The 21,550-nt window shown below is 63.3% G+C and carries 17 protein-coding genes; 7 read left to right on the top strand and 10 right to left on the bottom strand.

Going from position 1 to position 21,550, the window contains the following annotated elements; all coding sequences use genetic code 11:
• Window positions 1-68 precede the first annotated feature (68 nt).
• A complete protein-coding gene (locus ACGYLD_RS07050) occupies window positions 69-680 on the bottom strand; it encodes a sugar transferase (protein WP_271692785.1) in 612 nt (203 codons plus the stop codon).
• Between the two features lie 10 nt (window positions 681-690).
• A complete protein-coding gene (locus tag ACGYLD_RS07045) occupies window positions 691-1,584 on the bottom strand; it encodes an NAD(P)-dependent oxidoreductase (RefSeq protein ID WP_271692784.1) in 894 nt (297 codons plus the stop codon).
• A 141-nt stretch (window positions 1,585-1,725) separates the two neighbouring features.
• Here ACGYLD_RS07045 and ACGYLD_RS07040 point away from each other — a divergent pair, with 141 nt between their 5' ends.
• Window positions 1,726-2,844, top strand: coding sequence for a polysaccharide biosynthesis/export family protein (locus ACGYLD_RS07040; protein WP_271692783.1), 1,119 nt, complete (start codon window positions 1,726-1,728; stop codon window positions 2,842-2,844).
• 2 nt (window positions 2,845-2,846) lie between these two features.
• On the opposite strand, the gene ACGYLD_RS07035 is transcribed toward ACGYLD_RS07040, so the two are convergent.
• Entirely contained in the window at window positions 2,847-4,091 is a 1,245-nt protein-coding gene (locus ACGYLD_RS07035) for a glycosyltransferase family 4 protein (protein ID WP_271692782.1), read from the bottom strand.
• Between the two features lie 123 nt (window positions 4,092-4,214).
• On the opposite strand from ACGYLD_RS07035, the gene ade reads away from it, so the two are divergent.
• The 6 genes from ade (at window position 4,215) to msrA (ending at window position 9,977) form a co-directional block, all read left to right on the top strand.
• On the top strand, window positions 4,215-6,017 hold the full coding sequence (ade, locus tag ACGYLD_RS07030) for an adenine deaminase (RefSeq protein ID WP_394401849.1): 1,803 nt from the start codon (window positions 4,215-4,217) through the stop codon (window positions 6,015-6,017).
• Window positions 6,014-7,477, top strand: coding sequence for an AMP nucleosidase (locus ACGYLD_RS07025; RefSeq protein ID WP_067262140.1), 1,464 nt, complete (start codon window positions 6,014-6,016; stop codon window positions 7,475-7,477). Before ade ends, ACGYLD_RS07025 begins: the two co-directional genes overlap by 4 nt.
• A 127-nt stretch (window positions 7,478-7,604) precedes the next feature.
• The gene (locus ACGYLD_RS07020; protein WP_007118569.1) at window positions 7,605-7,892 is read left to right on the top strand and encodes an HU family DNA-binding protein; all 288 of its coding nucleotides are present in this window, start codon (window positions 7,605-7,607) and stop codon (window positions 7,890-7,892) included.
• Between the two features lie 180 nt (window positions 7,893-8,072).
• A complete protein-coding gene (locus ACGYLD_RS07015) occupies window positions 8,073-8,942 on the top strand; it encodes a DMT family transporter (protein ID WP_394401847.1) in 870 nt (289 codons plus the stop codon).
• 79 nt (window positions 8,943-9,021) lie between these two features.
• Entirely contained in the window at window positions 9,022-9,471 is a 450-nt protein-coding gene (gene msrB, locus ACGYLD_RS07010; RefSeq protein ID WP_271692779.1) for a peptide-methionine (R)-S-oxide reductase MsrB, read from the top strand.
• Window positions 9,468-9,977, top strand: coding sequence for a peptide-methionine (S)-S-oxide reductase MsrA (gene msrA / locus ACGYLD_RS07005; protein WP_271692778.1), 510 nt, complete (start codon window positions 9,468-9,470; stop codon window positions 9,975-9,977). Before msrB ends, msrA begins: the two co-directional genes overlap by 4 nt.
• A 28-nt stretch (window positions 9,978-10,005) precedes the next feature.
• Here msrA and ACGYLD_RS07000 read toward each other — a convergent pair whose 3' ends face one another.
• The 7 genes from ACGYLD_RS07000 to ACGYLD_RS06970 form a co-directional block, all read right to left on the bottom strand.
• Window positions 10,006-12,012, bottom strand: coding sequence for a hydantoinase/oxoprolinase family protein (locus ACGYLD_RS07000; RefSeq protein WP_271692777.1), 2,007 nt, complete (start codon window positions 12,010-12,012; stop codon window positions 10,006-10,008).
• An 11-nt stretch (window positions 12,013-12,023) separates the two neighbouring features.
• The gene (gene queG / locus ACGYLD_RS06995; protein WP_271692776.1) at window positions 12,024-13,088 is read right to left on the bottom strand and encodes a tRNA epoxyqueuosine(34) reductase QueG; all 1,065 of its coding nucleotides are present in this window, start codon (window positions 13,086-13,088) and stop codon (window positions 12,024-12,026) included.
• Window positions 13,088-13,756, bottom strand: a complete 669-nt coding sequence (locus tag ACGYLD_RS06990; RefSeq protein WP_067263858.1) for a glutathione S-transferase family protein — start codon at window positions 13,754-13,756, stop codon at window positions 13,088-13,090. The genes queG and ACGYLD_RS06990 overlap by 1 nt, the downstream gene beginning before the upstream one ends.
• Window positions 13,757-13,814: 58 nt before the next feature.
• Window positions 13,815-14,543, bottom strand: a complete 729-nt coding sequence (gene mtgA, locus ACGYLD_RS06985; RefSeq protein WP_168612441.1) for a monofunctional biosynthetic peptidoglycan transglycosylase — start codon at window positions 14,541-14,543, stop codon at window positions 13,815-13,817.
• 7 nt (window positions 14,544-14,550) lie between these two features.
• Window positions 14,551-15,255 (bottom strand): SGNH/GDSL hydrolase family protein, encoded by a 705-nt coding sequence (locus ACGYLD_RS06980; protein WP_271692775.1) that lies wholly within the window; start codon window positions 15,253-15,255, stop codon window positions 14,551-14,553.
• A gap of 108 nt (window positions 15,256-15,363) precedes the next feature.
• Entirely contained in the window at window positions 15,364-19,896 is a 4,533-nt protein-coding gene (gene gltB / locus ACGYLD_RS06975) for a glutamate synthase large subunit (protein WP_276153810.1), read from the bottom strand.
• A 163-nt stretch (window positions 19,897-20,059) separates the two neighbouring features.
• Window positions 20,060-21,493 (bottom strand): NAD(P)-dependent oxidoreductase, encoded by a 1,434-nt coding sequence (locus tag ACGYLD_RS06970; RefSeq protein WP_271688733.1) that lies wholly within the window; start codon window positions 21,491-21,493, stop codon window positions 20,060-20,062.
• Between the last annotated feature and the right edge of the window lie 57 nt (window positions 21,494-21,550).

The raw sequence follows: 21,550 nt of genomic DNA, 5'->3' as shown, positions 1-21,550 counted from the left end.
TTCAGGAGGTAACAAAACCAATTCTTAGCACATACGCCCAGCGGCGTCTCCCCCGACGCCTGCAAACCTCAACCTCGGCTGAAGAAGTTCTGGACGGTTTGCAGCATCAGGGCAAAGTCAAAACAGATGCTTTGATGGCGCTGATAGATCAGATCAAGCTGGGCCTTGCGCGGGACGCAGGTGCGACAATAGACACGATCGGTCTCTGCCGCGGTCTCGCAGCGTGACAGCAGCCGTTCTTCATGTTTGTGAAAGCGGATCGTGGCCAGACCGGTCACGCCGGGCCGGGATTTCAGGACGTCGGCATAGACCTCGGGGAAACGCTCAACATATTCGCGCAGCGGCGGGCGGGGGCCGACAAAGCTCAGATCTCCGCGCAGGATGTTCCACAGCTGAGGAAACTCATCCAAGCGCCGTGCCCTGAGCCATGCGCCCGTGGGGGTGATCCGCGCGGTCTTGTTGCCGCCCGACACGCCCTGGTCCTCTTCTGCCACGGTCATCGTGCGCAGTTTCCAAAGCTTGAAACTCTCTTCCGGCGTTTTCATCCGTTCGGCCACATGGAAAAGTGGCCGCCCCTCTTTGACCAGCAGCCAGACCAGCAACCCCAGCAGGATCGGCCCCAAGATGATGACGAGCAGGCTGGCGAAGAACAGATCGAAAATGCGCTTGCGCCAAGTCATTGATGGGTCTTCATCGTTTATTCATATCCTGCTGCCATTCATGCACCAAACCGGCGGGCGTTTGAGTTTCTGGCGTGAAATCGACGTGGCGTTCAAGTGCATTCGTATCCAGCCGCACCTCGGGAATGGCAGCGGCAGGGGCGGGTTTGGGCTCCCACGCCAGCCCCGCCGCATCCAGCAACGCGCCCATTTCCACCGCGCCGGGGGCCGCGATGTTCAGAATGGGCGGCAGTTTGTCTGCTCGGTAGAGCGCGTGCAGCACCCGCGCCAAGGTCACCGGCCCGATGTAACTGCGGCTTGGTGTGCGACCATCGGGGAAGCGATCAATCTGCATGCCTGGTCGCCAGCCCCCGAGAATCGCATCCGCCCCCGCTACGTTGCCAATCCGCAGCGCGGTGACTGCGGTCTCGCTCTGCGCCTTATGCACCGCCCTTTCCATCGCAAGCTTCTGTCGGCCGTAGTCCGACAGCGGGGCACAGGACAGATCCTCCCACAGCGGGCCATTCTTTGCCCCATAAACCCTTGCCGATGAGGCGACGAGAAGCTGCGGGACCCCCGCCGTTTCTGCCAGTTTCAGCGCAGCTAAGGCGAGGGTCGCGTTATCTTCCAAGGCAGCACCCCCAGCCCCCGCCCGGGCTGGCGTCACACCCGCCAAAGAGATGATCGCTCTTGCCCCACGCGCGGCTGCGAGGGCCGCGTCGCTTGGGCTCTCTTCTGCATCTGGCAAATCGAAATCATAAAAACCGGGCCGCGGCTCTCTCGACTGGCTGCGCAGCGCCTCCGGCTCTGGCCAATGACGGCGCAGCATGCCGCCCAGCCGCCCCGTCGCGCCAAGCAAAAGCACATCGCCAGATGCCACCCCCCTGCCCGAAGCCGCATTGCCCATTGAAATCATTGACGCCATAGGTTCAGTCATTATCCTGCCGAATTAGAATTGTAATCATAGGCCGCGCAGGCAGCATTCTGCGAGACCCCTTATTTTACATTAGACATTGATCAAATACCCCGGTTTGCCGGCAAAACATTCGGAAGCGATGCGCATCTTATGAAGCACTTCAGCAAGCTGTTCCTCTCGATCCTGCTGGCATCCTCTCTTGCCGCCTGCGCGAGCCTTCCGCGCGGTGCCGCCATTCAGAAAGAGGTGACACGGGCGGCGGAGACTCCAGATGCGGATATCGCTGTCTATCCGGTGACCCATGCCTTTCTGCCCCATGTTGCCCAATGGCCCCGAACCGATAGTAAGCGCCATAGTTGGATCGGTGCCAGCCGGGGGTCAAATGCCCAAGTCATCCGCCCCGGCGATCGGCTGGACCTCTTGGTCTGGGACAGCGGCGATAACTCCTTGCTGACCTCTCCGGCTCAACAAGTCGCCACACTGCCCGGCATTCGCGTCTCGGAAAGCGGGACCATCTTCATGCCCTATATCGGCAAGGTCAAAGTCTCTGGCCGCACTCCGGATTCGGCCCGTCAATTGCTTCAACGGCAGCTTGAGGGGATCGTGCCCTCCGCACAGGTGCAACTGGCGATGACCGAAGGACGCGGCAATTCGGTGGACCTCGTGGGCGGGGTGAACAAGCCCGGCAACATCCTGATGCCGGACAACAACTTCACCGTTCTCGCCGCAATCTCGGCTGGCGGCGGCGTGCTCTCCAGTATCGAAAACCCGCAGGTCAAACTGCTGCGCGGCGCCAATATCTATACCACCTCGATCGACCGGCTTTACGAGAACCCAAGCCTTGATACCCGGCTGATCGGGGGCGATAAGCTGATCATCGAAGATGACCGCCGCTACTTCCTGTCGCTGGGTGCCGCCGGGCGGGAGGCACAGTTTCCCTTCAACCGCGACGAAGTCTCGGCGCTGGATGCATTGGCAATCATCGGCGGGGTGAACGAATCCCGCGCCGATCCCGAAGGCATCCTGATCCTGCGCGAATACCCCGCCAGCGCGGTGAGTGCGGGCGTGCGCGGCCCGCGCCGCAGGCGGGTGGTGTTCACGCTGGACCTGACCACATCCGACGGGCTGTTCTCGGCGCGGAATTTCCACATTCAATCCGGCGATCTGGTGCTCGCGACGGAAAGCCCGCTGTCGGACACCCGCACCATTCTGGGCCTTGTCGGTTCGGTCTTCGGGCTGGTGAATACCGCCGGAAACCTCAGCAACTGACCCTAGCCTATCCGCTTGCCCTCGGGCACCAATGCGTTGATCTGCGCAAGGTGTTCGGGCAGGCAGCGGGTCAGGAAATCATAATTCTCAACCACATGGGCTCGCGCCGCCGGGCCGAGATGGGCGTGATCCTGCGGACGGGCGAGCACCTCTACCACCTGCGCTGCCAGCGCATCGGGGTCGAAGAAATCCACCAGCAGGCCGGTTTCACCGTGGGTCACGGCCTCGCGCACCGGGGCCACATCAGAGGCGACGATCGTGGCCTGCATCGACATGGCTTCCAGCAAGGACCAAGACAGCACGAAGGGCATCGTCAGATAGATGTGACAGCGGCTGATCTGCACGAGCTTCTTGAAGTCGGGATAGGGCACTTTGCCCACGAAATGCACGCGGTCCCAATCGACCCGATCCTGCAACTCCGCCGCCATCTCTCCGCGCAGACCGCCGGGGTGATCGCTCTGTTTGCCGTAGGAGACCTCATTGCCGCCGACGATCACCACCCGTGCATTGGGCCGCTCAGCCAAGATACGCGGCAGGGCGCGCATCATCGTGTGAAAACCGCGGGTCTTTTCCAGATTGCGCGCGACATAGGTGATGATCTCATCCTCGCGCGTGACGGGCCGCGCCAAACGCCCCAGACGCAGGCTCACATCCGGGTCGGGCAAAAGCTGATCGGTGCGGATGCCGTCGTGACAGACATAGAGCTTGTGGTGAAAGCTCTCGGGAAAACGGTCGCGCTGCCAATAGGTCGGGCAATGGCCCAGATCGACGGTTTCGATATTGGCCAGCGGTACGATGTTGCGGGCATGGTTGAGGTAGGGCGCATGGGCCGAGATTTTCTCGGCAGGGTCAAAGCCCACCATGCCGCCGGTCATGTTATAGTAATACTCGAAATAACCGATGATCGGCACATCCGGCCAAAGCTGTTTGAAGAAACTCAACTCCCCCCAACCGACGTGGCCGATGATGATGTCGGGGCGAAACCCCTCTCGCGTTTCGATCTGCTGGGCGGCGTTGACGGCGCCGAACCCATTGCCTGAGGCTTCCTCCCAAATGCGCGAGAGACCATAGGCCTTCTCGTCGGGGCGGTGATGGGGGCGGTAGACACGGGTTTCGACCCCCGGCAACTGCGGCGCATTTTGACGTTGGGTCAGAAAATAAATGCGATGCCCGCCCGTCTGCGCCAGCCATTGTATCAATTCCCGGTATTGGCCGGGCATGTTCTGGTGCACAAAGAGAAAATTCATATAATCGTTCCGTAAAAGCCTTGCGCGCCAGTTAGCCGCAAGCGGCGCGCTCTGGCAACATCGCGCGCCCTTTCCGATGGCGTGATCGCTTGAACCTCCCCCGGCCCTATGTCACCTTTGGACATGACAGATAAAACGTTCCCCTCTTGGCCCGATGTGGCCGCGCAATTGGTCGAGGTCGCCGCCGGACGGCGCGCGGCCGACACGATCATCACCGGCGGCACATGGGTGAATGTGCACACCCGCGAATGCCTGCCCGACCATGACATCGCCATCGCCGCCGGGCGCATCGCCTTTGTCGGTCCCGACGCCGGCCATTGCCGGGGCGAGAGCACCCGCATCATCGAGGCCAAGGGCCGCTACATGGCCCCCGGCCTTTGCGACGGACATATGCATATCGAGAGCACCATGCTCACCCCCGCCGAGTTCGCCCGCGCCGTGATCCCGCATGGCACCACCTCGGCCTTCACCGACCCGCATGAGATCGCCAATGTGCTGGGCCTCGACGGCGTGCGCATGATGCATGATGAGGCGCTGATGCAGCCCATCAACATCTTCACGCAGATGCCCTCCTGCGCGCCCTCCGCCCCGGGGCTGGAGACCACGGGTTTTGAGATCACCGCCGAGGATGTGGCTGAGGCGATGACATGGCCCGGCATCGTGGGTCTGGGCGAGATGATGAACTTTCCGGGCGTCAGCAACGCCGATCCGCAGATGCTGGCCGAGATCGCCGCCACGCAACGCGCGAACAAGACCGTGGGCGGGCATTACGCCTCGCCCGACCTTGGCCCCGCCTTCGCCGCCTATGTGGCCGGTGGCCCGGCGGACGATCACGAGGGCACCTGCGAGGCCGACGCCGTGGCGCGGATGCGGCAGGGCATGCGCTCAATGATCCGGCTCGGCTCCGCGTGGTACGACGTAAAGACCCAGATCACCGCGATTACCGAGAAAGGGCTCGATCCGCGCAACATGATCCTGTGCACCGATGACAGCCACTCGGGCACCATCACCAACGAGGGCCACATGAACCGCGTGCTGCGCCATGCCATCGACTGCGGCTGCGACCCGCTGGTGGCGCTGCAGATGGCGACGCTCAACACCGCCACGCATTTCGGGCTGGAGCGCGAAATCGGCTCGCTCACCCCCGGTCGCCGCGCCGACGTGATCCTGACCTCGGACCTTGTCTCTTTCCCGGTCGAGACGGTGATCGCCCGCGGCGAGGTGGTGGCACAAGATGGCCAATGCCTAGTCGACTGCCCGCATTACGACTGGCCCGGCAGCGCGCGCAACACCGTGAACATGGCGCGCGACCTCGTGGCGGCGGACTTCGACATCCCCGCCCCCGAGGGCGCCAATGCCGTCACCGCCAATGTCATCGGCGTGGTCGAGAACCAGGCCCCGACCCGGGCGCTGAAGTTCGAACTGCCGGTGACCGAAGGCCGCGTACAGGGCACCGGCGAGGTCTGCCAGATCGCGCTGGTCGAGCGCCACCGCGCCACCGGCACGGTGACCAACGCCTTCGTCTCGGGCTTCGGCTACGAGGGGAGCATGGCGATGGCCTCGACCGTGGCGCATGACAGCCACCATATGATCGTCGTCGGCACCGATGCCGAGGAGATGGCCCGCGCCGCCAACCGCCTGCGTGAGGTGGGCGGTGGCATCACCATCTTCCGCGAAGGCGAAGAACTGGCGCTGGTCGCCCTGCCGATCGCCGGTCTGATGTCCGACCGCCCCGCCGCCGAGGTCGCCGCCGATGCCGAAGCCCTCGTTCAGGCGATGATCGACTGTGGCTGCAAGCTGAACAACGCCTATATGCAGCACTCGCTGCTGGCCCTCGTCGTGATCCCGGAGCTTCGGATCTCGGACCTCGGGCTGGTCGATGTGCAAAAATTTGAAATCATACCTTTGTTAGAGCCGCAAACATGACAACGATCCTGACCCCGGACACCCCGAACCCGGAAAGCTTCCGCGATGCGACCGCTGCCGTGGACCGTCTGACCGAACTCTATCAGCAGGCCACCACCTTCCTGCGGGAGTCTTTTGCCAAGGCGATGGAGAGCTCGGCCCCCGATGCCCGCGTCCGCGCCTTTTACCCTGAGCTGCGGTTTCGCACTTCCTCCTATGCGCATGTGGATACGCGGCTGTCTTTCGGGCATGTCTCCTCTCCCGGCACTTTTGCCGCGACGATCACCCGGCCCGATCTGTTTCGGAACTACCTGATCCAGCAAATCGGCCTGTTGATCGAAAACCACGACCAGCCGGTGATTGTCGGCCCTTCGACCACGCCGATCCCGGTGCATTTCGCCATGTCCGGCGACAACGCGCTGAACGTGCCGCAGGAGGGGGCGGCGGACTTCACCCTGCGCGATGTCTTTGACGTGCCGGATTTGTCGACCACCAATGACGATATCGTCAACGGCACCTATGTGCCCGAGGATGACGTGCGCCCGCTTGCACCCTTCACTGCGCAGCGGGTCGATTACTCCCTCGCGCGGCTGGCGCATTACACGGCCACGGATCCTGAGCATTTCCAGACCCATGTGCTGTTCACCAACTACCAGTTCTATGTGACGGAGTTCGAGCAATACGCCCGCGAGATGTTGCGCGACCCGGAAAGCGGCTATACCGCCTTCGTCTCGACCGGCAATGCCGAGATCACCGACCCCGATGCGCCCTTGGCCGAAACGCTGAAGACGCCGCAGATGCCGACCTATCACCTCAAGCGGGCGGATGGGTCGGGTATCACGCTGGTCAACATCGGCGTCGGGCCTTCTAACGCCAAGACCGCAACCGACCATATCGCCGTGCTGCGCCCCCATGCCTGGCTGATGGTCGGCCACTGCGCCGGTCTGCGCAACACGCAGGCTTTGGGTGATTTCGTGCTGGCGCATGGCTACCTGCGCGAGGATCACGTGCTGGATGACGACCTGCCGGTCTGGGTGCCGATCCCGGCGCTGGCCGAGATCCAGATCGCGCTGGAGCAATCGGTCGCGCAGGTCACCCAGCTTGAGGGCTATGAGCTGAAACGCATCATGCGCACCGGCACCGTCGCCACCATCGACAACCGCAATTGGGAACTGCGCGACCAGTCCGGCCCGGTGCAACGGCTGAGCCAGTCCCGCGCCGTGGCGCTGGATATGGAAAGCGCCACCATCGCCGCCAATGGCTATCGCTTCCGGGTGCCCTATGGCACGCTGCTATGCGTGTCGGACAAACCGCTGCATGGGGAGTTGAAACTGCCCGGCATGGCCTCGGACTTCTACAAAACCCAAGTCGCCCGCCATCTGATGATCGGCATCCGCGCCATGGAGTTGCTGCGCCGCATGCCGCTGGAGCGGATCCACAGCCGGAAACTTCGGTCCTTCGACGAAACGGCGTTCCTATAGGGCTGGAAACAGCGGAAAATCGCATGTTTTCGCGTTTATAGCGCCACAATTCGTTGTGTTATCCCACAACATACCGTTACATTCCGGCCATGAGGCCCTAAAAAGCGGGCAGTCTAAGGAGAATAAAATGGCAAAACCGATGACCAAGACCCAGCTCGTTGCTGCTCTGGCAGAAGAGATGGACACCGACAAGAAATCCGCAGGCGCAGCGCTCGACGCCGTTTGCAACCTGATCACCCGTGAAGTGTCCGCCGGCGGTGCCGTGACCCTGCCGGGCGTTGGCAAAATCTATTGCCGTGAGCGCCCCGAGCGGATGGTCCGCAACCCCGCCACTGGCGAACAGTTCAAGAAAGACGCCGACAAAGTGGTCAAGATGACCATCGCGAAGGCGCTGAAGGACAGCGTGAACGAGTAAGCCTTGGGCTGAGCGTTTACGAAAGGGTCGTCTTCGGGCGGCCCTTTTTTGTTGGGGGATTGATGGAGGGCCATCGCCTCCGGCTTGATTCCGGACCGGGTGGCATATCCCACCAAACCCACCTTGCCCTCCCCCTTCAAACCCGCCATTCCTTAGCAAGTTCAGCACAGGGGGCATTTTATGGACATCCGCGCAATTCTCATGGGGCTGGCCTTTGCCGTGATGTGGTCCTCGGCCTTCACCTCGGCCCGCATCATCGTGATGGACGCCTCGCCCCTGCTGGCCCTTTCCCTGCGCTACCTGATCTCGGGCCTGATCGGCGTTGGCATCGCGCTGGCCTTGGGGCAAAGCTGGCGCCTCACCCCCGCGCAATGGCGGGCGACGATCATCTTCGGCGTGCTGCAAAACGCGGTCTACCTCGGCCTGAACTTCATCGCCATGCAAACCATCGAGGCGTCCCTCGCCGCGATTATCGCCTCTACCATGCCGCTGCTCGTCGGCTTCGCCGCTTGGGCCTTCTTGGGTGAAAAACTGCGCCCTCTAGGCGTCGCAGGGCTGTTCGCCGGTGTCATCGGCGTCGCCATCATCATGGGCGCGCGCTTGGGCGGGCAAGTAGACCTCTATGGCCTCATCCTCTGCGCCATCGGCGTTGTGGCCCTCACTGCTGCCACCCTGCTGGTGCGCGGCGCGACCTCGGGCGGCAACTTCCTGATGGTCGTGGGCCTGCAAATGCTCGTCGGTTGCGTCGCCCTCTCCATCGCCACCGCGCTGTTCGAAACGCCCCGGATCGACCCCAGCCTGCGCCTGACGCTCGCCTTCGCCTATACCTGCCTCGTGCCCGGGCTTGCCGCCACCGTGGTCTGGTTCTGGCTGGTCAACCGCATCGGTGCCACAAGGGCGGCGACCTTTCACTTCCTCAACCCCTTCTTCGGCGTGGCCATCGCAGCCCTGCTGCTGGGCGAAACGCTGGGGCCGCGCGACATCCTTGGCGTCGCGATCATCGCGGGCGGCATCCTCGCCGTTCAAATCTCGCGCCAGCGCAGGGCATAACGCCAGTGTGAGCCGGACCCCCTTTGAATTTCACCGCCACACCCCATCTAATAGGCCAAGCCCATGAACGGAGGACGCCATGCCCCAATACGAGAAAACCAACGCCGCGATTGACGCGCTGAGCCCCGAAGAATTCCACGTCACGCAGCGCAACGGCACCGAACGCCCCGGCACCGGCAAGTACCTCGACAACAAGGAACCGGGCATCTACGTCGACATCGTTTCGGGCGAGCCGCTGTTTGCCTCCTCGGACAAATATGAAAGCGGCTGCGGCTGGCCGAGCTTCACCAAACCGATCGAGCCTGCCTACGTTGAAGAGTTGGAAGACGCCTCGCTCGGCATGGTCCGCACGGAAGTGCGCAGCAAACACGGCGACAGCCACCTCGGCCATGTCTTCCCCGATGGCCCGCCCGACCGGGGCGGGCTGCGCTATTGCATCAATTCCGCCTCCCTGCGCTTCATCCACCGTGACGACATGGAAGCCGAAGGCTATGGCGAATATCTCAACCAAGTGGAGAATGTGACATGACAACCGAACGCGCAGTATTGGCCGGAGGCTGCTTCTGGGGCATGCAGGACCTGATCCGCCGCCGCCCCGGTGTGGTCTCGACCCGCGTCGGCTATACCGGCGGCGACGTGCCTAATGCGACCTACCGCAACCACGGCACCCATGCCGAAGGGATTGAGATCATATTCGACCCCGAGAAGACCTCTTACCGCGAGTTGCTGGAGTTCTTCTTTCAGATCCACGACCCGACCACGGTGAACCGTCAGGGCAACGACATCGGGATGAGCTACCGTTCGGCGATCTACTATGTGAACGACGAACAGAAAGCCGTGGCCGAAGACACCATCGCCGATGTCGAAGCCTCCGGCCTCTGGCCCGGCAAGGTGGTGACCGAGGTTGAGCCGGTGGGCGACTTCTGGGAGGCCGAGCCCGAGCATCAGGACTATCTTGAGCGGCTGCCCAACGGCTATACCTGCCACTTCCCGCGCGCCGATTGGGTCCTGCCCAAACGCGACGCCGCAGAATGAACCGCAGCCCCCGGCCCCGCGCCGGGGGCTAGCCCACCGCCACCCGAGGGCGGCCCGAAGCTTCGACGGTCAGCGCGGCCTCGACTAACACTTCCCGCCCTTCGACATCCGCCAGACGAATATCCCGCGTCACATGGCACTCGATCTCTGCCGCTCCGGCTGACTGGGCGCGCGCACGAGCGGCTTCGGTCAAAGCGCGCTCCCCATGGGCCAAGGCCCGTTCAGCGGTCGGAAAATCCTGCGGCCCATCGGCAAGGTGAAGGCGAAACACCCCTTCGTTCGGAACGGTAATGGTTGCACTCTCGCGCATGATCACCCGCCCCACCACCGCGCCGATGGCATTGGCGACATGAGCGTTCGCGGGCAGGATCATCTCACTGCCCAGCCTTTCGCCCACCGCCGGGTAGTAGGTCGCCGCCGAGGCGCCCAGCCCCACCATAGGTAAGTTCAGCCCCGCATCGATCCGCAGCACGCCGCGATGGCCCGAGAGGCCGCGCTGCATCAGCACATGGCGCGCCAGAACCTCTGGCGGCAGGTCGAAACCGGGTGTTTCTTCGGCAAATGCGGTCTCTAACAGGGCCAAGGTCGTCTGGTCGGTCAATCGGTCGAGGATGATCTGAGCGAGGTCATCAGGATCAGGACAGAACCGCATCCCCGACCCGCCGCGCTTGCGCCCGAACAGGGTCAGCGCCTTGCGCGCGGCACCGGCATCCCATGCGCAAAGATGCCCCGCCACATGGCTCGCATCCGTGGGCGTCACCCCCGCCAGTTGCACCAGCCCCCGCGCCACCAGCCGCGCCAAAGCGCTTTGGTCGACCCGGTTCCGCAGCACATCGCCCAAGGGCCAAACGTCGCTGCCGATCCGGTCCAGCAGGACCAAGTCGCGCGGGGCCAGACCTTCGGCCCCCTGCCCCTCTACGGCACGGACAAAGCGACCGTCATGCTCTGACACCACGCTGCGGCGCAGCTGCGCGTCCAAGGCGTTATGCACCACCTCCGGCGCGTCGACCGCAATGAGAGAGATCGGCAGCAGGCGCTTCGGCCCAAGGGTCACGCCTGCGGTTAGACCCTGAGACGTGAAATGCACCTCGCTGTCGCCGCCCAGCCCGTGGGTGCGCATCGCGACCGCCTCGACCATGGTTCGATAGGGACCGACCTGCGCGCCTGCCGGGTCAATCGCTGGGCGACCGTCGCGCAATAGGGCCACATCGGTCGTCGTGCCGCCGATATCCGATACCAGTGCCGTCTCTGCCCCGGTCAACCAGCGTGCGCCCACCAGCGACGCCGCAGGGCCGCTGAGGATGGTCTCGATGGGCCGTTCGCGGGCCTGTGCGCTCGACATCAGGGCGCCATCGCCGCGCACCACCATCAAAGGCGCGTCGATGCCTAGACGGCGCAGCTCATCCTCTGCTCGCCCAATCAGCCGGTCGATCATGCCGATCAGCCGCGCGTTCAACAGCGCCGTAAGCGCCCGTTTCGGCCCGTTCAGCTTGGCCGAAAGACTGTGAGAGGCCGAGACGGGGCGCCCCGTAACCTTTGCGACCAGTTCTGCGACACGCTGCTCATGCGCGGGGTTGCGCGTGGCAAATTGGCTGGCCACGGCAAAGCCGCTGACCTCGGCCTTATGCGTCTCTAAAAAGGCGATCAGGGCCGGTTCGTCTAGCGGCGCCGCCTCTGCCCCCGCGTGATCATGCCCGCCGGAGAGCAGCAGACAAGGGTCGCCCCGCAGCGCCTCCGACAGCCCATGCGCTTCAAGATCCGCCGCACGAAACCCGACATAGATCAAGGCGACGCGCCCGCCCTGCCCCTCGACCAGCGCATTGGTCGCCAGCGTGGTAGAGAGGGAGGCCATGGCGATCTCTTCCGCCGCCACGCCGGATTGCGCCAAAACCGCGCTGACCGCCTTGCCGACGCCGACGGCCAGATCGGCACGGGTCGTCAGCGCCTTGGCGGTGGCGATCACCTCTGTCTCATCGCGGATCAGCACCGCATCCGTATAGGTGCCGCCCGTGTCGACGCCCAATAACACCGCCATGGGCGTGCCTCCTATGCCAAACGCGCTGCGGCCCAACGCGCGGCCTCGGCCACGGTGGGATCAGCGTCTTCGGTCAAAGATTGCGCCACAGGTCGCAGCCCCGCCAGCCCGGAATTGCCGATGGCATAGAGCACGTTGCGCACGAAACGATCCCGCCCGATCCGTTTGATCGGAGAGCCGGAATAGCGCGCGCGGAAAGCGGTATCGTCAAGGCCCGCAAGCTCGGCCAGATCGGCGGGCTGCACTGCCGGACCGTGATAGCGCATATCGCTGGCCGCCACGGCGAACTTGTTCCACGGGCAAGCGGCAAGGCAGTCATCACAGCCATAAATCCGGTTGCCCATCTTCTCGCGCAGGTCCAGATCGACCGGCCCTTTATGTTCGATCGTCAGATAGGAAATGCAACGCCGCGCGTCGAGTTGATAGGGCGCGGGGAAGGCATCCGTGGGACAAGCCTCAAGACAGGCCCGGCAAGAGCCGCAGTGGTCCACCTCCCGGGCGTCGGGCGGCAGATTGAGGGTGGTGAAAACAGAGCCTAAAAAAGCCCAATTGCCGAACTTCCGGCTAAGCAGGTTGGTGTGTTTGCCCTGCCAACCGAGCCCCGCCGCCTGCGCGAGCGCCTTTTCCGGCACCGGGGCGGTATCGACGAAGACCTTCACCTCCGGATCGAGCGCGCGGGCCTCTTCCATAAGCCAGCGGGCCAGCCGCTTCAGCCGTTTCTTGACGATATCGTGGTAATCGCGCCCCTGTGCGTAGACCGAAATCCCGCCCTTGTCGGGATGCTCCAACACCGCGCGGGGGTCATGTTCGGGGGTGTAGCTTTCGGCCAGCATGATGACGGACCGCGCCTCGGGCCAGAGGGCGGCGGGATTGCCGCGCCAATGCATCCGCTCTTCCATCCAGCCCATCTGCCCGTGAAACCCGGCCTCGACAAATCGGGCGAGCCGTTCGGGCACTTCGGGCACGTCTTGGGGGCGGCAAATGCGGCAGGCGACAAAGCCTTCCTCAAGCGCCCGGGCCACCACCCGCGCCTTCAGAGCCTCCGGCCCGATCTCGGCGCGGGGGCGGGCAGGCATCAGAAGTCGAGGTTGTTGTAATGCAGCGGAGGCGGGAAGCCCGGCAGTTGATCGGCGAGGATCGAGCGGAAAGCCGGGCGCGACTTGATCTTGGCGTACCAATCCTTGACCACGTCAGAGCGGTTCCAATCCACGTCTGAGATATAGTCGAGCGAGGACAGATGCGCGGCGGCGGCGAAATCGGCCAGCGTCATCACGTCGCCCGCCAGCCAGCGGCGGTGATCCAGCAGCCACGCCATGTAATCAAGGTGATATTTGATCGCCTTGGCGCCGGCTTTCACGTTCTTGCTGTCCGGGTAGCCCTGTTTGGTGACCTTCTTGTTGACCCGCTCATAGAGCAGTTTCGAGGTCACCTCGTCGTGGAATTTGTCGTCGAACCAACTGACCAGCCGACGCACTTCCAAACGCTGCACCGGGTCGCTGGGCAGCAAGGATGCCTCTGGACGGGTCTCTTCGATATATTCACAAATCGCGGCGCTTTCGGCCATCATGATCCCGTCGAGCCGCAGCACAGGCACCTTGCCCGCCGGGTTGCGACGCAGGAAATCGGGGTCTTGCTCCCAATAGCGCTCCTCGACCAGTTCCACCTCGATCTTCTTCTCCCCAAGGCTAAGCCGCACCTTGCGACAGAAGGGGGACAAAGGAACGTGAAACAAGCGAGCCGTCATATAAAGTCCGTGTGGTTAAAGGGATTGCACTCTTCCATGCCTGCTGGCGCGGGGATTTTCAACTCTCGAAACAGGCGGCGCGACCGTCCGCGCGGATGGTCGCCGCCCCGTCCATGATCTGGGCCGTGCGCTTGCGGGTAAAGTCACCGGGGCGCGAGGCGGAACGCTCTTTCGGGTCGGGTAGGATCGCGGCAAGGCGGGCGGCCTGCGTGGCGCTCAGGTCTGCCGCCGCGACGCCAAAGTAATGCGGCGCCGCCGCCCCGACGCCAAAGACACCTTCGTCGAACTCGGCCACATTCAGATAGACCTCGATGATCCGCCGCTTGGGCCAGAGGGTTTCGACCAGCGGGGTCATCCCGGCCTCAAGCGCTTTGCGCAGCCACGACCGGCCATGCCAGAGGTAGACGTTCTTGACCGTCTGCTGGCTGATCGTCGACGCCCCGCGGGCCGACCCGTTTTCGATCGCGGTCCGAATGGCCTGCATGTCAAAGCCCCAGTGATTGCAGAAATTCGCATCCTCCGCCGCCACGGCGGCGCGGGCCATCACGGGCGCGATCTGTTCCAGCGGCACCCAGTCCCGCTGCACCCCGCCCAGACGGCGCGATTCCGAGAACATGTAGAAACCCGTGGGTGGATTGACGAAGCGGAATAGCAGCACCAACAGCACCGCCAAGAGAAAGGCCAGCGCCAAGGCGCGCAAGGCCCAACGGCGCGCGCGTTTCTTGAGCGAGGGGCTACTCTTGCTCGATTTCTTACCCTTGGGGGCGGTCTTTTTCCGTGTCGCCATGGATCAGCTATAGGCCGTCTGCGGGATTTTGTGAACGGCTCTCACGCGCGGTGATCTCTTGGGCGAGGTAGGCCCCGATCCGGGCAGAGCCTCGGGCCGAGGGGTGCACATTGTCGCGAGCGAAGAGCCCGCGATCCCCCCGGTCGATCACATCTTCGGAATCGACGAAATGGACCCCGGGGCGGCGCGCAGCGAAGCGGGCGATGCGGGATTCGATTTCGACCAGATCATCACGGCAGCCCGCGAAGGCGCCCGAACCGGAGCCTGCGTAATACCCCATCCACATGACCTGCGCGCCGGTCTGAGCGCGGAGGCGTTGCAGGAAGGCAGGGATGCTACCGCTTTGACCATCCGGCGCGATCAACGCATCGACGGCGGCTCCGCAGGCGCCACAGCCGCAATCGGCGTTCAGGTCATTCGCGCTGCCATTGACCACCACCCAGTTCCAGCGCCCGCCGGGGAACTGCTGCTGGATGTCAAAGCCGACGGCGGAGGCCACGGTCGAGGCATTGTCGAACTGAGCACCCGGCACGGCGCGGCTGGTGACGTTGCGACCCGTTTGACTGGCGATGACATCAGGGATGGCCCGACCCCCGTTCCACGCCATGATGGAGTCGCCCAAGACGAGGATGTCACCCCCGCCGCGCGGGGCGGTGTCGGTGCAAGCGGCAAGGCCGGTGACTAAGGCGAGGGCGATCAGAATTTTATGCATGGAGTCCTCCGATGCGGAGGAGGTAGCGCATCCCGTTCCGTCTACCACCCCGGCCCGGAAGCAAGCCGATGGCCCTCCCCGCGCGACCGGAGCCGCGCGGGGCAAAGATTACTCCGCCGGAACCGCGGCTTCTTCCACGCTGAGCGGCGCGGGCAGATGCACCAACATCTCCTTCGGGCAAACCTGCAAGAAGTTGTGCTTCTCGGTCTCCCAATGCTGAAGGATATCGGCGGCCTTGCGGCTCTTGGTCTCGGCGACATGGCGTTCCAGCAGACCGTGCAACTGATCGAGCCAATGATCGACGCTGACTGGGCATGTCACGATGGTCTCGGCGTTCATCAACTTATGGGCCGAGCCTTCGGGATCATAGAGATAGGCCATCCCCCCGGTCATCCCGGCAGCGAAGTTCGCGCCGATTTCACCAAGGATCACCGCCACACCGCCGGTCATATATTCGCACCCGTTGCTGCCGCAGCCTTCGATCACCACATGCGCGCCCGAGTTGCGCACAGCAAAACGCTCGCCCGCCCGGCCCGCGGCAAAGAGATAGCCCGCCGTCGCACCATAAAGCACCGTGTTGCCGATGATCGTATTCTCCGACGCCACCACGGGGCTCGCCATCGAAGGCCGCACCACGATCGTGCCGCCCGACAGACCCTTGCCGACATAGTCATTGGCATCGCCCGAGACTTCGAGCTTGAGCCCGGGCGCCGCGAAGGCCCCCAGCGACTGCCCAGCCGAGCCGGTCAGCTTCACCGTCAGGTGGTCCGGTTGCAACGAATTGCGCATCCCGAAGCGCTTGACGATATGGCTCGACACCCGCGTGCCGACGGTCCGATGGGTGTTTTGGACGGCATAGGACAGTTGCATCTTCTCACCGTCCTCAAGGAAGCGCGCGGCATCGCGGACGATCTGCGCGTCCAGCGTGTCGAGCACGACCTGACGCGGCTTGTCGCGGTCATAGACGTTCTCATTCGCGCCATCGACGGTGATCAACAGCGGGTTCAGGTCGAGATCATCAAGGTGCGCCGAGCCTCGGCTAACCTGCGTCAGCAGGTCGGCGCGGCCGATCACTTCATCAAGGCTGCGCGCCCCGATGGAGGCGAGGATTTCCCGCACCTCCTGCGCGTAGAAGGTGATGAGGTTAACGACCTTATCCGCATTGCCGGTGAACTTGCCGCGCAGCGCTTCGTCCTGCGTGCAGACGCCGACGGGGCAGGTGTTGGACTGGCACTGGCGCACCATGATGCAGCCCATGGCGATGAGTGCGGCGGTGCCGATGCCATATTCCTCGGCCCCCATCATCGCCGCCATGACGATGTCGCGCCCGGTGCGCAGCCCGCCGTCGGTGCGCAGCGTCACCCGATCGCGCAGGTTGTTCATCGATAGAACCTGATGCGCCTCAGTGAGGCCCATCTCCCACGGCAGACCCGCATATTTGATCGAGGTCGCAGGCGATGCCCCGGTGCCGCCATTATGGCCCGAAATCAGGATGATGTCGGCCTTGGCCTTGGCGACGCCGGCAGCAATTGTACCAACACCACTCGAAGCGACGAGCTTAACGGTTACCTTGCAGCGCGGGTTGATCTGCTTGAGGTCGTAGATCAACTGCGCGAGGTCTTCGATCGAGTAGATATCATGGTGCGGCGGGGGCGAAATCAGGGTCACCCCCTTCGTCGAATGCCGCAGCCGTGCGATCAGGTCGGTGACCTTCATGCCCGGAAGCTGGCCGCCCTCACCGGGCTTGGCGCCCTGCGCGACCTTGATCTCCAACTCTTCGCACTGGTTCAGATACTCCGCCGTCACGCCGAAACGGCCCGAGGCGACCTGTTTGATCTTGGCCGAGGGGTTGTCACCATTGGCCTCCGGCACGAAATGCGCCGGATCTTCGCCGCCCTCGCCGCTGTCGGATTTGGCGCCGATGCGGTTCATCGCCACGTTCAGTGTCTTGTGCGCCTCGGGCGACAGCGCCCCCAGCGACATGCCCGGCGTTACGAAACGCTTGCGGATTGAGGTGATGCTTTCCACCTCCTCCAACGGCACCGGGTTGCCGCGCGGCTTGATGTCCAAAAGGTCGCGCAGATGGATCGGCGGATTGCTCTGCATCTTTTTCGAATACTGCTGCCACATCTGGTAGGACGCTTTGTTGCAGGCCATTTGCAGCATATGCATGCTGCTCGCCTCCCAAGCGTGTTTCTCACCCGAGCGGCGCAGCTTGTAGAAGCCACCGATGGGCATCACGACCCCGTCGCCCTGCCAGCCCTTGGCGTGGACTTCCTCGGCCTTGCGTTGGATACCGACGACACCGATGCCCGAGATGCGGCTGGTCATGCCGGGGAAGTATTCGGCACACATGGCACGGGACAGGCCCACTGCCTCGAAGTTCAGACCACCGCGATAGGACGAGATCACGGAAATCCCCATCTTCGCCATGATCTTGAGCAGACCTTGGTCAATCGCCTCACGGTATTTCTGCACCGCCTGCGTCAGGGTCATGTCCAGCAATCCGCGCTCAATCCGATCGGCGAGGGAATCCTCGGCCAGATAGGCGTTAACGACCGTGGCACCGCAGCCGACCAGCACGGCGAAGTAATGCGGATCGACACATTCCGCCGAACGCACGTTAAGCGAGGTAAAGGTCCGCAACCCCTTGCGCACGAGATGGCTGTGCACCGCGCTGGTGGCAAGGATCATCGGCATCGCCACGCGGTCAGCACCGCTGTGCTGATCGGTCAGCACCAGATGCCCCGCGCCCGAGCGCACGGCGTCTTCCGCCTCGGCCCGGATGCGCGCCAGACCGGCGCTCAGATTGCCGTTGCCGGGCTCGAAAGTGCAGTCGATGGTGACGGTATGCACCTTGAACTGGGCCATCAGCTCATCGAACTGCGCATTGCCCACAAAGGGGCTGTCGAGCACGATGATCTCGGTCTGGGAGCTGTCTTCGTCGAGCACGTTCTTGAGGTTGCCGAACCGTGTCTTGAGGCTCATCACCCGGAATTCGCGCAAGGAGTCGATTGGCGGATTGGTGACTTGGCTGAAGTTCTGGCGGAAGAAATGGCTCAGTGGGCGGTACTGGCCGCTGAGCACCGCCGAGGGCGTGTCGTCGCCCATCGAGGCCAGCGTTTCCTTGCCGTCCTCGGCCATCGGCGCGAGGATCTGTTCCAATTCTTCGATGGTATAGCCCGCGGCCACCTGACGGCGGCGCAACTCGGCCCCTTCGAACAGCGGTTTTTCGGTGACACCGGCAAGGACGCCATCCATCTCGGTGATCTTGCCGACCCATTCGCCGAAGGGCTGGTTGGCGGCCAGTTTGTTTTTGATTTCAGTGTCATGGAAGAGTTTGCCCTCTGCCATATCCACCGCGATAATCTGCCCGGGGCCAAGCGCGCCCTTGGCCACGACGCGCGCCTCGTCCAGCGGCACCATCCCGGCCTCGGACCCGGCGATCAACATGCCGTCCGAGGTTTCGACATAGCGCATCGGGCGCAGCCCGTTGCGGTCAAGCCCGGCACAGACCCAGCGGCCATCGGTCATCGCTAGGGCGGCGGGGCCGTCCCAAGGCTCCATGACGGAGTTGCAATAGGAATACATGTCGCGCCATGCCTGCGGCAGTTCCACGGCCTGTTTGGACCAGGATTCCGGCACCAACATCGTCTTGGCCATCGGCGCGGAGCGGCCCGCGCGCACCAGCACTTCGAAGACCGAGTCGAGTGCCGCGGAGTCGCTGGAGCCGGAGGCCACGATCGGCTTGATGTCCTCGGCCATCTCGCCAAAGGTCGCGCTCGCCATGCGGATCTCATGGCTCTTCATCCAGTTCATGTTGCCCTTGAGGGTGTTGATCTCACCGTTATGGGCCAACATGCGGAAGGGCTGCGCCAGCCACCACTGCGGGAAAGTGTTGGTGGAATAGCGCTGGTGATAGATCGCGAAAGCGCTGATGAATTTGTCGTCCTTTAGGTCGGGATAGAACTCCGCCACCTGTTCGGCCAGCATCATGCCCTTGTAGATGATCGAACGGCAGGACATCGAAGCGATATACATCTGCGGCACCTGCGCCGCGATGGCGGCTTTCTCGATGCGGCGGCGGATGACGTAGAGCTCACGCTCAAAAGTCTCTTCATCCACGCCCTTGGCGTTGGAGATCAGGATCTGCTCAATCTCGGGCCTGGTCGCATTGGCCTTTTCACCCAGCACCGAGATGTCGACCGGCACATGCCGCCAGCCATAGATGTAGTAACCCATGCGGAGAACTTCGGTCTCCACGATGGTCCGGCAGGTCTCTTGCGCGGCGAAATTGGTGCGCGGCAGGAAGACTTGGCCCACGGCGATCAACTCGTCCTCACGCGGGGTGTGGCCGGTGCGGCGGACTTGTTCATAGAAGAAGGGGACGGGGATCTGCACATGGATGCCCGCGCCATCGCCGGTCATGCCGTCGGCGTCGACCGCGCCGCGGTGCCAGATCGCCTTGAGCGCGTTGATCCCGTTGACCACAACCTCGCGGGTCTTTTCGCCATTGATGTTGACCACAAGGCCCACGCCGCAGGAGGAATGCTCTTCCTCGAAACTATACATGCCCTTTTCGGCCATCATCGCGCGTTTGGCTTCTTCGCGGGCCACCCAGGCGTCATCATATTTGGTCATGGCTTGGTTCCTTCCACAAACGCCGCAAATCCTGCTTTGACTTGGGCCTTGGTTTTATTCTCGTGCGCTGCGGCAAAGGCAGGGCCGTCGGGCGTCACGTCTATTTCACTCTTGGTCTCGGGCAGCGCCGCAGGGGGCGGGGCGGCAGGCCGCCCCGATACCATCACTCCGCCGCGATGCGCTGCGCGCCGTTGAAATCGTCAAGGATGGCCTGCGCGCAGTCGCGCCCGTCCTTGATCGCCCAAACCACAAGGCTCGCCCCGCGCACGATGTCGCCCACGGCATAGACCCCGTCGAGCGCGGTCGCCCCGGTGACGTAATCGGCCTTGATCGTGCCCCAGCGGTTGACCGGCAGCTCCGGCTCGTTCCAAAGCGTCGGCAGGTCTTCGGGCTCAAAGCCGAGGGCCATGATCACCATGTCGGCTTCTTCGACATAGTCGGCGCCTTCGATCACCTCAGGCGACTGGCGCCCGGTCACGTCAGGCGCGCCGAGGCGCATCTTTTGCACCATCACACCGGTCACCGGATCGCCGACGAAGCCTTTGGGCGCGCTCAGCCATTCAAAGATCACGCCCTCTTCCTCGGCGTTTTGCACCTCGCGCTGACTGCCCGGCATATTGGCCCGGTCACGGCGGTAGAGGCATTTGACGCTTTCCGCACCTTGTCGGATTGAGGTGCGCACACAGTCCATCGCGGTGTCGCCGCCGCCGATGACGACGACTTTCTTGCCCGCGGCATTCAGACGGCCATTCTCGAATTCTTCGACCGTGTCGCCAAAGCTCTTGCGGTTGGAGGCGGTGAGGAAGTCGATCGCCCGCTCCACGCCGAAACCACCCACGCCGGGGGCTTCGATCTCACGGGTTTTGTAGACGCCGGTGGCGATGATCACGGCGTCATGCTTGCCCCGGATCGCGCCAAAGCTGATGTCGACACCGACATCGCAGTTCAACTCAAAGGTCACGCCGCCTTCGGCCAACTGCGCATTGCGGCGCTCAACCACGTCTTTCTCAAGCTTGAAGCCGGGAATGCCATAGGTCAGCAAGCCGCCGGCCCGGTCGTAGCGGTCATAGATGGTGACCTGCACGCCCGCGCGGCGCAGCATATCCGCCGCCGCCAGACCGCCCGGGCCTGCGCCGATGATGCCGACACTTTCGGGCCGTTCTTCGCGCGGGGCGGCGGGTTTGACCCAGCCCTGCTCCCAAGCGGTATCGGTGATGTATTTCTCGATCGAGCCGATGGTGACGGTGCCATGGCCCGACTGTTCGATCACGCAGTTGCCTTCGCAGAGGCGGTCCTGCGGGCAGATACGGCCACAGATCTCGGGGAAGGTGTTGGTGGCCTGGCTGATCTCATAGGCTTCTTGCAGACGCCCCTCGGCGGTCAGGCGCAGCCAGTCGGGGATGTTGTTGTGCAGGGGGCAATGGGTCTGGCAATAGGGCACGCCGCATTGGCTGCACCGGCTCGACTGCTCTGCCGCTTTGGCATCCGCATATTCAGCGTAAATTTCATCGAAATCCGTCCGGCGCAAATCGGGCGGGCGTTTTTCGGGCATATCCCGCGCAACGTCTGTAAATTTTAGCATGACCTGCTTCGCCATATACCCGTTCCTTCGACAAATTCCGTCAGGAGGCTCGTATACGAGAGCGCCAAAGTA

Source organism: Sulfitobacter sp. 1A12056, assembly GCF_043558125.1.
Taxonomy (GTDB): Bacteria; Pseudomonadota; Alphaproteobacteria; order Rhodobacterales; family Rhodobacteraceae; genus Sulfitobacter; species Sulfitobacter faviae.
Note: the sequence above shows the minus strand (reverse complement) of the source record. Positions and strands in the feature narration are given on the sequence as shown.